The organism is Nocardia sp. CA-129566 (assembly GCF_050956075.1).
Taxonomy (GTDB): Bacteria; Actinomycetota; Actinomycetes; order Mycobacteriales; family Mycobacteriaceae; genus Nocardia.
This window is the reverse complement of sequence record NZ_CP192085.1, coordinates 4,576,368-4,590,408: the sequence shown is the minus strand read 5'-3', so window position 1 is coordinate 4,590,408 and position 14,041 is coordinate 4,576,368. Positions and strand designations below refer to the sequence as shown.

The 14,041-nt window shown below is 65.3% G+C and carries 13 protein-coding genes and 1 pseudogene; 9 read left to right on the top strand and 5 right to left on the bottom strand.

The genetic code is table 11. The features are described 5' to 3' along the window. Positions 1-78: 78 nt before the first annotated feature. Positions 79-504 (bottom strand): MmcQ/YjbR family DNA-binding protein, encoded by a 426-nt coding sequence (locus ACQP0C_RS19675; RefSeq protein ID WP_433734330.1) that lies wholly within the window; start codon positions 502-504, stop codon positions 79-81. A gap of 147 nt (positions 505-651) precedes the next feature. Between ACQP0C_RS19675 and ACQP0C_RS19670 the strand changes: the two genes are divergently transcribed. From ACQP0C_RS19670 to ACQP0C_RS19660, 3 genes are all read left to right on the top strand, one after another. After that, positions 652-1,872, top strand: coding sequence for a transcriptional regulator (locus tag ACQP0C_RS19670; RefSeq protein WP_433734329.1), 1,221 nt, complete (start codon positions 652-654; stop codon positions 1,870-1,872). 79 nt (positions 1,873-1,951) lie between these two features. Then, positions 1,952-3,469, top strand: a complete 1,518-nt coding sequence (exaC, locus tag ACQP0C_RS19665) for an acetaldehyde dehydrogenase ExaC (protein ID WP_433734328.1) — start codon at positions 1,952-1,954, stop codon at positions 3,467-3,469. Next, positions 3,469-3,873, top strand: coding sequence for a DUF779 domain-containing protein (locus ACQP0C_RS19660; protein WP_433734327.1), 405 nt, complete (start codon positions 3,469-3,471; stop codon positions 3,871-3,873). The genes exaC and ACQP0C_RS19660 overlap by 1 nt, the downstream gene beginning before the upstream one ends. 157 nt (positions 3,874-4,030) lie before the next feature. On the opposite strand, the gene ACQP0C_RS19655 is transcribed toward ACQP0C_RS19660, so the two are convergent. Beyond that, on the bottom strand, positions 4,031-5,584 hold the full coding sequence (locus ACQP0C_RS19655; protein WP_433734326.1) for a succinic semialdehyde dehydrogenase: 1,554 nt from the start codon (positions 5,582-5,584) through the stop codon (positions 4,031-4,033). A gap of 179 nt (positions 5,585-5,763) precedes the next feature. Between ACQP0C_RS19655 and ACQP0C_RS19650 the strand changes: the two genes are divergently transcribed. The 5 genes from ACQP0C_RS19650 to ACQP0C_RS19630 all read left to right on the top strand — a co-directional run bounded on the left by ACQP0C_RS19650 (position 5,764) and on the right by ACQP0C_RS19630 (position 10,337). Beyond that, positions 5,764-6,132 carry a DoxX family protein gene (locus ACQP0C_RS19650; RefSeq protein WP_433734325.1) on the top strand — a complete coding sequence of 123 codons (369 nt, stop codon included), beginning with the start codon at positions 5,764-5,766 and terminating at the stop codon, positions 6,130-6,132. 385 nt (positions 6,133-6,517) lie between these two features. Continuing rightward, positions 6,518-9,004 carry a nitrate- and nitrite sensing domain-containing protein gene (locus tag ACQP0C_RS19645; RefSeq protein WP_433734324.1) on the top strand — a complete coding sequence of 829 codons (2,487 nt, stop codon included), beginning with the start codon at positions 6,518-6,520 and terminating at the stop codon, positions 9,002-9,004. Continuing rightward, positions 8,982-9,377 (top strand): roadblock/LC7 domain-containing protein, encoded by a 396-nt coding sequence (locus ACQP0C_RS19640; RefSeq protein WP_354960371.1) that lies wholly within the window; start codon positions 8,982-8,984, stop codon positions 9,375-9,377. Before ACQP0C_RS19645 ends, ACQP0C_RS19640 begins: the two co-directional genes overlap by 23 nt. Beyond that, positions 9,374-9,748 (top strand): DUF742 domain-containing protein, encoded by a 375-nt coding sequence (locus ACQP0C_RS19635; protein WP_433685066.1) that lies wholly within the window; start codon positions 9,374-9,376, stop codon positions 9,746-9,748. Before ACQP0C_RS19640 ends, ACQP0C_RS19635 begins: the two co-directional genes overlap by 4 nt. Continuing rightward, on the top strand, positions 9,729-10,337 hold the full coding sequence (locus tag ACQP0C_RS19630) for a GTP-binding protein (protein WP_433685065.1): 609 nt from the start codon (positions 9,729-9,731) through the stop codon (positions 10,335-10,337). Before ACQP0C_RS19635 ends, ACQP0C_RS19630 begins: the two co-directional genes overlap by 20 nt. Before the next feature lie 244 nt (positions 10,338-10,581). Here the strand turns inward: ACQP0C_RS19630 and ACQP0C_RS19625 are convergent, their stop codons facing one another. Beyond that, a complete protein-coding gene (locus tag ACQP0C_RS19625) occupies positions 10,582-11,778 on the bottom strand; it encodes a lipase family protein (RefSeq protein ID WP_433734323.1) in 1,197 nt (398 codons plus the stop codon). A 342-nt stretch (positions 11,779-12,120) separates the two neighbouring features. Next, positions 12,121-12,801, bottom strand: coding sequence for a hypothetical protein (locus tag ACQP0C_RS19620; RefSeq protein WP_433734322.1), 681 nt, complete (start codon positions 12,799-12,801; stop codon positions 12,121-12,123). A gap of 33 nt (positions 12,802-12,834) precedes the next feature. Here ACQP0C_RS19620 and ACQP0C_RS19615 point away from each other — a divergent pair. Further along, positions 12,835-13,027, top strand: a pseudogene (locus tag ACQP0C_RS19615) (integrase core domain-containing protein); the annotation flags it as partial. 165 nt (positions 13,028-13,192) lie between these two features. Here ACQP0C_RS19615 and ACQP0C_RS19610 read toward each other — a convergent pair. Next, entirely contained in the window at positions 13,193-13,552 is a 360-nt protein-coding gene (locus tag ACQP0C_RS19610) for a hypothetical protein (RefSeq protein ID WP_433734321.1), read from the bottom strand. Positions 13,553-14,041 lie beyond the last annotated feature (489 nt).

Below are 14,041 nucleotides of genomic sequence, written 5' to 3'. Positions count from 1 at the left end.
ACCGAAGGAGCCTCGTGACCCGCACCGCGTCACGCGACCTGCCCGCCGGAATCCCGGTGGCGAGCGATCCCGCTGACCTCAGTCCGCGACGTTGTGCGCGGCCAGCCAGTCGGCGGCCCGCTTGCGCGAGGCCCGCGACAGCCAGGCATCCTGGATCACCTCGGCCAGTTCCTGTTTGCTGAGTTCGCCGATTCGGCTGGCGCGCACCAGGACCGACAGATGGCCATCGAAGTGCGGTGTGGTGAAGAACGGTGAATCCGGATCCTGCACCAGCGCCAGTTTGTCCGACTCCGAGGGCACCCAGATCACGATCACATCGGGATAGCGCTCACCGGTGTCCGGATCGAAGGCGTCCGGGCGCGGGTTGCGGAAGAATACGAAGGACTTGCCCCCGACCTGGTACACCGGATTGCCGCTCGGACCGTCCACTCGGCTGACGAACGGCATGCCGGTAGCAAATTCGTGCACGTCGGCGAGCCGGGCCCGCCGCGATACGGTCGCCATAACAGCAGCCTAGAACCTTGGCCGCACAACGGGATCGAATCTTCAATGGGGACTGGTCGGTTTGCCATCAAAGCCTCCCCTAACCACCTTGCGTACGCCATCATGAGAGAGCGAATGTGAGCTCACACCAACGATGGGGTTTACGAGGTGGCACAATTCCGCACCCTCACCCAACAACGTGCAGCACTGGAAAAGGAATGGGCCCGCTGGGCGGCGGCTCCCAGCAGCGCCGTGCGCCTCCCCGCGGGCACCACCTCACTACGCACCGAGGTGGTCGAATCCTGGCAGCGCTCACTGATGACCGTAGATCCGAATCGCACCGAGGCGCCCGGCCTGGGCGATATCCGCGATCGCTGGACCGAATCCCCACTGCGCCAACCGATCACCGAACTCGCCGGTGATCTGCGCGGGATCGCCGAGGACTCCGGATACCTCGCCGTCGTCACCGACGCCGCGGGCACCGTCCTGTGGTCGTGCGGTGATCGCGCTCTGCGCCGACAGGCCGAGGCGGTGAACTTCGCGCCCGGCGGCTGCTGGGACGAAAGCCATATGGGCACCAACGGATTGTCGCTCGCCCTGCACGGCGATCGCCCGGCCAGTGTCTTCGCCGCCGAACATCTGGTCGCGGCACTGCACGGCTGGGTCTGCTACTCCGCACCGATCCACGCACCCGACGGCCGACAGGTCGGCGTGCTCGACCTGTCCAGTTCCTGGGACCGCTCGCATCCGATGGTGATGACCTCGGTGCGAGCCCTGGTGACCGCCGTCGAGACGATGTTGCGTGCCGCCGCGCCCGATCCGGCCCCCGGCGTCCGGCTCGAATGTCTCGGCGGCGCACGGCTGGTCCGCGATGGCAGGCCGGTCCCCCTGCCACCGCGCCACCTGGAAATCCTGGCGCTGCTCGCGCTGGAACCCGACGGGTTCACGCCCGAACAACTGCAGGCCGCGGTTTACGGCGACCGTCCGGTCTCCTCCAGCACCCTCAAGGCCGATGTATCGCATCTGCGCCGCACCACCGGCGGTGAGATCAGCAACCGCCGCTATATGCTGACCGGCCCGGTTTCCTGCGATGCGGTCGACCTGCTGGCCGCGATCCAGGCCGGGGACACCACCTCGGCGGTCTGGCTGTACCGCGGACCGCTGCTGCCCGCCTCCGATACCCCCGGCGTCCTGGCCTGGCGCGATCATTTGGACGTCGGGGTCCGCACCGCCGTGCTGGCCAGCGATAGCGCCGACCACGCGGTGGCGTTCGGTGAGCGCTCCCCCGGCGATATCGAGGTGCACGAACACGCGTTGCGGCTGCTGCCCGACGACGATGTGCGCCGCGCCGTGGTCGTGGCCCGGCTGCATACCGCGCAGCGCGCCTGAGCATCCGGCGCCAACCTCGCACCAACCTTCTGGGGAGATAGTGGCCCCCGCAGAGATGATTCGCGAGGAGCGCCCACAGATGATCTATGCCAAACCGGGGTCGGCCACCGGCATCGTCAACTACGCCAGTCGCTATGACAACTTCATCGGAGGTGACTGGGCGTCTCCCGTCGAGGGCAGGTACTTCGACAACCCGTCACCGGTCGACGGTGAGACCTTCTGCTCGGTCGCGCGCTCCACCGCCTCCGATATCGATATGGCCCTGGAGGCCGCGCACCGCGCAACCGACCAGTGGGCCGCCACCTCCCCCACCGCGCGCGCGAACATCCTCAACAAGATCGCCGACCGGATCGAGCACAGCCTCGAACCTCTGGCCATCGCCGAAACCTGGGACAATGGCAAACCCGTCCGCGAAACCCTTGCCGCCGACCTGCCTTTGGCAGTCGACCACTTCCGCTACTTCGCTGGCGCCATCCGCGCCCAGGAGGGCAGCATCGCCGAAATCGATACCGATACGATCGCCTATCACTTCCACGAACCACTCGGCGTGGTCGGCCAGATCATTCCGTGGAACTTCCCGATCCTGATGGCCGCGTGGAAGCTGGCCCCGGCCCTGGCGGCGGGCAACTGCGTGGTGCTCAAGCCCGCGGAGCAGACTCCGGCCTCGATTCTGCTGGTGGTCGAACTGATCGCGGACCTCCTTGCGCCCGGAGTTCTCAACGTGGTCAACGGTTTCGGTGTCGAGGCAGGTAAGCCCCTGGCCGCCAGCCCGCGCGTGGCCAAGGTCGCCTTCACCGGTGAGACCACCACCGGCCGGCTCGTGATGCAGTACGCGAGCGAGAACATCATTCCGGTCAGTCTGGAGTTGGGTGGCAAGAGCCCCAATATCTTCCTGCCCGATGTCATGGCCGCCGATGACGAATTCCTGGACAAGGCTGTCGAGGGTTTCGTGATGTTCGCGCTCAATCAGGGCGAGGTGTGCACCTGCCCGTCGCGCGCGCTGATCCACTCGTCGATCTACGACGAATTCCTGGCCCGCTGCATCGAACGGACCAAGGCCATCAAGGGCGGTAACCCGCTCGACGACACCACCATGATCGGAGCCCAGGCCAGTAACGACCAATACGAAAAGATCCTGTCCTACATCGATATCGGCAGGCAGGAAGGCGCCCGCGTGCTCACCGGAGGGGAAGTACGCAAGGTGGACGGACTGCCGGGTGGCTACTACGTCCAGCCGACGATTTTCGAGGGCACCAACACCATGCGGATCTTCCAGGAGGAGATCTTCGGCCCGGTGGTCGCGGTGACCCGGTTCGACACCGTGGACGAGGCTGTCAGGATCGCCAACGACACCCTCTACGGACTCGGCGCGGGCGTATGGACCAGGGATATCACCACGGCGTACCGGATGGGCCGGGCGATCAAGGCAGGGCGAGTATGGACCAATTGCTTCCACGCGTACCCCGCTCACGCCGCCTTCGGTGGGTACAAGAAATCCGGCATCGGCCGGGAGAACCACAAAATGATGCTCGACCACTACCAGCAGACCAAGAATGTGCTGGTCAGTTATTCACCGACAAAACTCGGGCTCTTTTGATGCATGGCAGAGTAGCTCGCGTCGCCATCACCGAGCGGGCGCGAGAAGTGTTGCGCCGGTTGATCGAACAGCACGGCCCGGTGCTGTTCCACCAATCCGGCGGCTGCTGTGACGGCAGCTCACCGGTGTGCTTCGGCGTGCGCGAATTCCGCATCGGCGGCGCGGATGTGCTGCTGGGTCGGCTGCCGTGGCATACCGAATTCTGGATCAGCGGCGATCAGTACGAACACTGGAAACACACCCATCTCACCGTGGACGTGGTGAGCGGACGCGGCAGCGGATTCTCGCTCGAGGCGCCCGAGGGCGTGCGTTTCATCATCCGATCGCGGCTGCTGACCGATAAGGAGATCACGGTGCTGGCGCACGGGCCGCCGCCGCGGACCGGAGCAGACCGAATGAACTGACTGCCGCGAGCAGTCGCCTCGGCCCGATTCACGCCTGCGTAGGTGCGTCCGCGGGCGACGATCCGGTGATCGGCCAGGGGGTTCCGCAGCCCCAGGCCGACACCGCAAGGCCCCGCCGTCCCGCTGCAGACCGGGACGGCGGGGTCGGGGGGCCGGGTCAGCGGCCGGGCAGGAACCGGAAGCTGCGGGCCAGGGTCATCAGCAGCCGCTGCCACCTGTCCTGCGAGATCACCGCTGGCGCATCGAGATTCATCAATCGCGTGACGACCACGGTCTGCGGTTCGGTGAACTTCAGCAGACCGTCCGGGCCGTGCCTGCGCCCGACGCCGGAAATGCCCATACCGCCCATCGGCGCGGCGGTGGTGCCCCAGGCCGGTGCGTACCCCTCGTCGACGCAGACGGTGCCCGCGTGCAGCCGCTCGGCGATCCGCTCGCCCGCGGATTTGCTCTGTGCCCACACGCTCGCGTTCAGTCCGTACTCGGTGTCGTTGGCCAGCTCGATCGCCTGCTCGACATTCTCGACCGGGTAGATCGAGACCAGCGGGCCGAAGGTCTCATTGCGACCGCATTCCATCTCGTCGGTGACATCGGCGAGCACGGTCGGTTCGAAGAACAGCGGTCCCAGATCCGGGCGCGCCGAACCGCCGGCGAGGACCTTCGCGCCCTTGGAGGTCGCGTCGGCGACGTGTTTGGTGACGGTCTCCAATTGCGCCTCGGAGATCAGGCTGCCGATATCGGCCGAATAGTCATAGGCGGCACCGAGTTTCGCGGCCTTGACGGCTGCGACGAACTTCTCGGTGAACTCCGCGGCGACCGTCTTCTCCACGTACAACCGCTCGATCGAGATACACAGCTGTCCGGCATTGGAGAAGCAGGCGCGCACCGCGGCCTTGGCGGCCCGGTCCAATTTCGCGCCGCGGGTGACGATCATCGGGTTCTTGCCGCCCAGTTCGGCGGAGAATCCGATGAGCCTGCGCCCGCACTGTTCGGCCAGGGTGCGCCCGGTCGCCGAGGATCCGGTGAACATCAGGTAGTCGCAGCTGTCGACGATCGCGGTGCCGACCACGGTGCCCGGGCCCGGTACCACCGCGAGCAGGTCGCGGGGCAGCCCGGCCTGGTACAGCAGCTCCGCGCTGGCCAGTGCGGAGAACGGGGTCTGGCTGTCCGGCTTGACGACCACCGCATTGCCCGCGAGCAGCGCCGGGATCGAATCACCGATGGACAGCAGCATCGGATAGTTCCACGGCGCGACCACACCGACGACGCCCTTGGGCTGGTGGCGCACGCTCGCGCGGTTGAGCACCGGGAAGGCGCCGGGCACGCGATGTGCGTCGAGCAGATCGGGCGCGACCCTGGCGAAGTAGCGGGCCGCGAACATCAGGCCCATGATCTCTTCCTGGGCGGCCCAGCGTGCCTTGCCGGTTTCGGCCTGGATCACGTCCATCAGGAAATCCCGCTGTTCGATGACCAGTTCCCGATACCGCTCGAGCACCTCGGCCCGGTCCTCGGCCGACCGCGCGGCCCACCGGGCCTGCGCCGCCCTGGCCTTGCCGAAGGCGACCGTTACGTCCTCGGCGTTGCCCACCGGCACAGTGCCCAGTGGTTTGCCGGTGAAGGTCTCGACGATTGTCTTGCTCGCACGTTCGGCGGGATCATTGATCGCGGCGAGCGCACTGAGACGGTCGAAGACTTCGGCATTCGGCGCGGGCATCGGTGCCTCCTACTTGTCAGTAACCCCGGGATACACACAACATACGCCGCATGAGGTGCCCGCAGCAGCCACTACCCCGTGGTTGACGTAGATCGACGCGTAATCGGCCGGAACTGTCACGTTGTGCGGACCTGATTTGTCTGATGGACACCCGCCCCCGACGAACTCAGGGAGGAATCATGAATATCGCCTTGTGGATCGGACAGATCCTGCTGGCCATCGTGTTCACCGCATCCGGACTCGCGAAATCCACGCAGTCGAAGGAGAAACTGGTCGCATCGGGCCAGACCGGTGTCGCGGTATTCCCGAAGCCGGTCGTGCGACTGACCGCCTACAGCGAACTGCTCGGCGCCATCGGGATCATCGTGCCCTGGTGGACCGGGATCGCGCCGGTGCTCACCCCGCTGGCCGCGGTCGGTTTCGCCGTGGTGATGATCGGCGCGATCGCCTCGCACGTGCGCCTGCGCGAACCCCGCAATATCGCGATCACCACGACGATCCTCATCATCGCCGTCCTGGTCGCCATCGGCCGCTTCGCTGGCCTGTGACCCGGTGGCGCGTCCGTGGCGGGCGCGCCACCGAATTCGGTTCGGGCGCCGCGTCTTTCCCAGCTGCGTTCGAGTGTCGGGCCGAGCTCGAGTCCGATGTTGCGTTCGGCCCGCACCGAGAGCCCTTGCGGTGCAAGCGTTTCCCACTCCCCGATGCCGCCGATACGGACGTCGTACCGCGGGCCGATCGGACCGGCGTTCGACTTCCTCGGGCCGCCTCTCAGGCCATCGCCGTGCGGCGAATGTGCAGCGCTACCCCGATGCACCAGAGGGCCGTATATGTGCGCATCACTTCCGGATCGGCATTCTTCTCGGAATGTCAAATCTCGTCCCGCTCACCGGGACTCGAGCAACGAAATGGTCACAACTGGTTTAGGTTGTGTCGATGTTCAGAGCGAGGCTCGGGGTCCGAACGCGGATTCTGGCGATCGCGCTCGTCCCGAGCCTGACTCTGCTCGTGGTCGGCGTGGGAGCGGCGGGATACCTGGTTGCCGAGGGAAATAAGGCCAAGGACTGGGCGTCGCAGAATCAGCAGGCGATTCCCTCGACCCGGGAATTGGTGGAGGCGGTCCAGGGTGAACGCCAACTCACACTAGCCGCGCTCACCGGCGACGAGACCGCGGGACCCGCGCTCGGCGCGGCCCGGATCCGGCTGGACAGCGCGCTGAAGGGCCTCCTCGCGGCTGGCGACAGGCTGCGCGCGGTCGACGATTCCAAGATCGGCGACAACGCCGCGAACTTCATGACGCTCTCGACGTCGATGACCCAGGTGCGCACCGCAACCGATGCGGGCGCACTGCCCGTCCCCGACGCGTACAACTTCTACAACCGGCTGCTCGACGTCATCTCCTTCGGCACCGAGATCGCCGAGCAGACCGCGCCGGACGCCGAGATCGGCGTGCATATCGCCGACGGTATGCGGATCTTCCTGGCGACCGAGGCGATGTCGCGCAGTAACGCGCTGGCGGCCACGATCGTCAATGCGAATGGGCCGACCCCCGTTCCGATCGAGGAGTTCCTGCGCCAGACCGGCTTCTACCACACCGAGGTCGCCAATCTGGCGGGCGAACTCGACCCGAAGCAGCAGGAGAGCCTGCACTCACTCATGGCCGGTCAGGCCTGGCAGCAGTTGACGGCCATGGAAAATGCTCTGGCGCAGCGCAATATGACTGCGACGAGCACAACTTCCACCGGCACCAGCTCGTCGAGCTCATCAAGTGGCACCACCAAGCAGTCGACGCCACCGCCACTGCCACTGAGCATGCAGGAGTGGCACAATGTCGCCGCCGAGGTGAACCGCGGACTGATCGACGTCTGGATCGACCAGAACAAGTACTCGCAGAAACTCGCCGAGGACAAGGCCGCCGACACCACCGCGAACTCCGCATGGGCGGGCGGCGGTGTCGTGGTGGTCAGCCTGCTGGCATTCGCCATCGCGATCGTGCTGGCCAACCGAGTCATCCGCAGGCTCAAGCGACTTCGCGGCGAAACCCTGGCCTTGGCCGATGAGCGTCTGCCCGAACTGATGCGGCGGCTCGGTGAGGGCGAACTCATCGATCCCGATGCCGAAGTGGCGAACCTGGATTACGGTTCCGACGAAATCGGCCAGGTGGCAAAGGCATTCCAGCATGCGCACGCCGCGGCTGTCGCGGGCGCGGTGAACGAGGCACGCACCCGCGAGGGTGTGAAGGCGGTCTTCCTCAATATCGCCCACCGCAGCCAGATCGTGGTGCACCGGCAGCTGGAGATCCTGGACAAAGCCGAAGAGCGCCAAGAGGATCCGATCCTGCTGGATACGCTGTTCCGGCTCGACCATCTGGCCACCCGCGAACGCCGCAATGCCGAGAACCTGATCATCCTGGGCGGCGGTCAGCCCGGACGGCAGTGGCGCAATCCGGTGCCGCTGCTCGATCTGGTGCGCAGTGCGGTCGGCGAAACCCTGGACTACGCCCGGGTTCGGGTGGCCCGGCTCCCGCAGACCCATGTACTCGGCGCGGTCGTGGCCGACCTCATCCACCTGCTCGCCGAACTGGTGGACAATGCGACCTCGTTCTCACCGCCGCAGTCGCGGGTCGAGGTGACCGGCAACGTGGTCGGCAAGGGTGTGGTCGCCGAGATCAGCGATCAGGGCATGGGCATGTCCGAGTCCGAGATCGCCAGGGTCAACGAAATGCTGCGCCAGCCACCGGATTTCGGTGTCGCGGCACTGTCGGCGGATTCGCGTCTCGGACTGTTCGTCGTCGCGCAGCTGGCCGCCCGCCACGGTGTTTCGGTTCGGTTGACCGAATCCGATTACGGCGGCATCCGCGCCATCGTGCTCATCCCGAAGTCTCTGCTCGCCGACGGAACGACCCCCGCGCTCACCACGGGTTCGGAACCATCGGACTCGGTGCGCAGGCGACGGCATCCGGTCCCCTTCGTCGACTCCTCGCCCTATGGTGGCGCCGAATCCGATTCCGCCGTACTCACCGCGCCGCCACTGGCTGCGCCCGCGGTGCAGGCCGAGACCCCGGCGGATCCGCCGCAGCCCGCGTTCGAGGCGCCGCAGCCAACGGCATCCGACACCAGGCCCGCCCTGCCGCGCCGCAACCGACAGGCCAGCATCGCACCGCAATTGGCGCAGCAGGCCCCGAGGGAACCGGCTACCGAACAGCAGCCCGAGCGGGAGCGCTCGGCCGAGCAGGCCCGAGATCTGATGTCGGCCATCGAAAACGGGACCAGACAGGGCCGCCGCGCGGTCCCCGATTCCGCGATCCCTGATGTTGCGGTGCCCGAGGTGGCATCCACTGAGCATTTCGGCGCATCCGCTGCGCCTGCCGTCAACCCCTCGGATGAACAGGAAGGCAACGGTGACTTCTTCCAGCCCCGGTGACCTCAATTGGCTGCTCGATGATCTGGTCGATCGGCTGGCGGGCGTGCGCTACGCGGTGGTGCTGTCCACCGACGGCCTGCTGCTGGGCCGTTCCACCGCGATGACCCGCGAGGACGCCGAACATTTCGCTGCCATGTCCTCCACCCTCTACGGGCTGGCCCGCAGCGCGGGCAGCCGTTTCGACGGCGGCGGGGTCCGCCAAGCGGTGATCGAGCTCGATCGCGCCGTGCTGTTCGTGACCTCGGCCGGGGACAACGCCTGCCTGGCACTGCAGGCGGCCGAAACCGCGAACCTCGGGATGGTCGCCTACGAAATGAACGTCACCGTGCAACGCGTCGGCACCTACCTATCGACCCCAGCGCGACTGCCATGACACGCGGCGGCGGGCAATGGTTCGATGAGGACGCCGGTCCGCTGGTCCGGCCCTACGCACTGACCCGTGGGCGGGTCATGGGAGCAGGCCACGATCTGGACATGCTCACCGTGGTCGTCACGGCCGATCGGGCGCCCACCCTGCGCCGCACCGAACCCGAATACGCGGACATCGTCGCGTTGTGTCGCGTCCCGCAGTCGGTCGCCGAGGTGGCTGCGCATGTGAAACTTCCCTTGGCGGTAACCAAGATCCTCGTCGGCGACCTGATCGGCGAGGGCCACTTGATCTTCCGGGCACCGGTGCAGCCGGACGCGGGCCCCGGCGATCTCAACGTATTGCGAGCGGTACTGGATGGCATCCGAAAGCTTTGACCCGACCCGACCCGGTGCGACACCGCACCTGGCCGCCTCGGTGAAGATCCTCATCGCCGGTGGCTTCGGCGTCGGCAAAACAACCATGGTCTCATCGATCAGCGAAGTCGCGCCGCTGCGGACCGAGGAACTGATCACCGAGGTCAGCACCGGCATCGACGACCTATCCGGCGTCGAACAGAAGACCACCACCACGGTCGCACTGGACTTCGGTCGGATCACCATCGACGCCGACCTGGTGCTCTACCTGTTCGGCACACCCGGCCAGGACCGATTCTGGTTTCTTTGGGACGAACTGTCCCGCGGCGCACTCGGCGCGGTCGTCATCGCCGACACCCGCCGCCTCGGCAATTCCTTTGCCGCCGTGGACTTCTTCGAACGCCGCGGCCTGCCCTTTCTCGTCGCGGTCAACTGCTTCGACGGCGCACCGGTCTACACCGTCGACGAGGTCCGCGACGCTCTCGACCTCGATCCCCACATCCCCACACTGCTCTGCGACGCGCGCGACCGCGCCTCCTGCAAACAAGTACTACTCGAACTCGTACAACACCTCATCGAACGCGCAGGGCGGGCACCGGTCGCCACTTAGCGGTATTCGCGCCGGGTGCCGATGCAGTGGCCTGTAATCCCGGCGACCTTCCCGTCGTCGAACCAGCCGACGAGTCGGCGTTCGGGTGTGTTCACCGAGCCCCGGTTCGAGGATGACCAGCCACATCCCTCGTGCTCGACGTCAAGGCCATGACCCCGGCGATCGCGGTCACCGTGAGCACGCTCTTTGGCAGCGGCCCGCAGGATGACGAGCCGCGGTTCTAACCGTGGCAGGGCCCGGGGCATCAGTTCATGTCGGCAGTGGGGTCGATCTCGGCGGTGACGAGGTCCACGAGTTTCCCGGCCTCGCGGCTGTCGGGGTCGGTGGGCAGCTCCACGGACTGTCCGTTGATCGGGGCGGTTAGCGGCCGACGATTCGCCGGTGCCTTTCCAGTACCGTCGCCGAGCGGTACATCGGCCAAGGCCGCGATGCGGCCTATCCCGGTGTCGCCGACGTCCGCCGGGATGGCTACCGGCCAGGTCACGCCTGGGATGTCGAAGAACTGTCTGTAGCCGCCTATGTGCTGGTATCCGACCTGTTTCAGGTAGTCCGTCACCTTGGGGTTGAACGCGCCTTGGAATACGCCGTTGGTGGAGTCGAGGTGTGCATACTGGCCCGAGCTGGACGCCTGCTTGATCAGGTCGAACAGTCCGGGCCAAGGAGCGGGCAGGTTGTTGTCGGAGTAGAAGGTCTTGGCGCGATCGATGTCGTCCGGGTTCCAGACGTTCGGGATGACGTCGAGGCTGTTGGCGTAGCGCCGCACCCGCTGTAGGCGTTGGGTGGTGTAGGCGACGAATTCGGGATTGCCGAAACTCGGTCCGGCGGTGGACAGCACGCTGACCCTGGCTTTCTCGGATGGGTCCCACAGCTGCTGGGTGTCGCGCAGCAACAGGGCCAGTGTGGGTGACAGGGCACCAGCGAGGCTGTGGCCGGTGACGGTCAGGTCGATATCGGTGTGATCGAGCGCGCCCAGAAACGCGTGCAGGGTGCGACCGGCACCGGGGCGGTCGCCGGAGGGGGTGATCTTGGTGAGGATGTTCACCCCGATGGCCGCGCCCGTCGTGTAACGGGCGGCGGGATGCGCGAGCCACGGGATCTGGCCGATCAGGAAGTTCTCGACGAGCCAGTCGAACGGTCCGTCTGTGCTGCCGGCCACGGCGATCACGTACCGGGAGGGGTCGTCGGTGCTTCGCACCATGTACAGGACGTTGAGCGCGTACAGGTCGGTGGGGAACACCTCGATCCCCGGACCCCAGACAATCTCCCACCCCCCGATGACCCCCCGGTTGATGTCGAGATTGTCCTGGATCCGCTGCTGGAGCAGGCCCTCCAGGTTGCCATCGTTTTCCTCGCCGTTGATCAAGTTCGCGTACAGCGACAGCTGGAATGTGACCTTGTCTTGCAGGGTCGCCTCGTTGCTCGTCGTGGATCGTGCAGTCATGTGCCGCTCCTTGTCGAATAGAAGTTTCATCCGAACAGAGACAGGGGTGAAGCGGTGACGCGGATTCACGGGCTGCGTCCGCAGCGGGGACAGATCATCCCGGACCGGTAGCCGTGCAGGCGAGTACAGACCTCGGTCCACCAGACATGCGGGCTCAGCGTTCAGCTTCGCCGAATTGGGCGGTTGACCATGGATCTGATGGGCCGGATCCGGTCGAACCGCTGGCCGCCCGATTCGTTCGGCTGGTGGGCCCGCCCTGGGCAGTCACAGCCTTCGTCGCCTGCCTGATCCGTGTCGGCGCGAGCCGTCGCTATCTCGTGGAAGCCGTGCCGGGAGACTCGCTCATTTCGGAAGCGCGGTGACGCATTCGTAGTAATGGCCGTCTTCAGGAATCCTTGGCGCGATGTTCCACAACATCTCGCAGTTCTCCTGCACAGAGGAGATCATTGGGCCGTTTGAGTTGTAGTAAGCAAATGAGGTTCCACCAAGCGTTTCACCAGACGTACTCAAAATGTCGGACATCGCTTTTACGAACGCGGAGAAACGCGTCGAGTCACTTGTTGCCTGCTCTGCCGTCGAACTAGCATTCTGGGTCCAGCGATAGTATTGATCGATACGCGAATTAGTGGGCTTAGGCGCATCGGGCGGCAGGGCGATGGCGTCGTAGGTACGCGGCCTGTCGCTGAACCCCGCCATCGACCAATAGATCGAAGATGTATCTCCATGATCAACAGTCAAGGGACGGTCTCCGCTATAGTAGAGACAACAGCTGTGTATATTCAATTTCAAGCCAAATCGACTCACGTAGGTCGGTAACTGGCCACAGAATATGTCGTAACATTTGTCCGTGTCTCCTGAGCCTTTTTCTTCCGCCTCACCAGCAGCCCCGATTACCGCTAATGCGAATAGACCGGATGTGTCATCGCGGCCTCCGTCAGAGGCTGGGATGTACTTCTTCATGGCCTCGGATGGGTTTTGCAGCTCGTCACGGGAAGGCATCTCAGATATGCAGAGCTTGTGCATTTTGTCATCCTCCTCGGGTTCTTGATCGCTTGGCGTAACGGCTCCATCGAATCGTTCAACGGCCGCCTGCGCGACGAAATACCTCAACATCAGCAGCTTCGGGTCACTCCCCCAGGCTCGCGTCGTGATCAGCGACTGGAAGAACGAATACAACCACCGACGAGGACATTCCGCGCTGAGCTACCAGACGCCGGCCGGATACGCTGCAACCTGCATCCACCGATAACCGGCTCTCACACCCGATGGATCGAATCGCGGGTCCCGTCAGGGGCGTTCGGCGTACAGAGAATCGAGAACGCGAGCCCGGCCGAATAGGACGGTCGGGGAGTCGGGATCGGCTCGGCAATACCGAACACTCGAATACGGGGTTCTCGCCGATCCCGCATCCCGATCAACCGATGAAGTCACTCACCCTGTTCCGCCGGCCCCCCGCCACGCCTCCACTCCAGCTGAACCAGTAGGTGAACTCGGACCGGTCGTCCGGCCACCACAGGATTTGCTGTTGCTGGCCGGAACCTACGTCCATAACGGCTGCGTAGGTGCCGCGATCGTACGAGCTGCTGGTTTCGCCGGGGGCCAGCGTGATGATGCTTACGGGGTTGCCCGCGTCCCCCTCTTGCAGGAAGACCGAGACGTGGCGATCGGTGTCGTTGTACACCGTGTACGGGGCGACCGAGCTTCGCTCGGCAGGCTTCTGAATCCCAGACAAAGGCACGGTCACTTGTTTGATCGGGGTGTCGGTTACGGTCATTGTCTTCTCCTGTAGCTCGTTGCGCTGGCCACGCAGAATCGGTGACGCGGACCCGGCCAGACCGCTTGTAGCCCGCGCCGTTCGAGTGGAAGCCGGACGACAGGTCACCGAGAGCAGCGACCCGTGCCTCGACTCACAGAAGCTTCTGTTCGCATGGTGCAGAGTGTGGGCAGCAGCCCCAGGAGACGTGATTCACCTCTCTCGGGAATCACGTCTCGTCAGGCAGCCTCATCCACACAACGGTTCGGATTGGAGCTGCGGGGCTTCAGCGCGGAACCGCCGCCGGGCGGTGAAGATCTGATACGTGCCATCGAATTCAGCCATGGGTGCGTCCTCACCGTGTGAGCAGGGCGCCACCGGATGTCCATCACCGGTCACGCCACGCTGATCTCGTAGTCGTCTTCCAAGGCAAAATCTCAGGATCAATTGAATCAGGATCGCGACGAGACCGGACCCGATTCCGCACATCCGCCGAACCGGGCAGAGGTC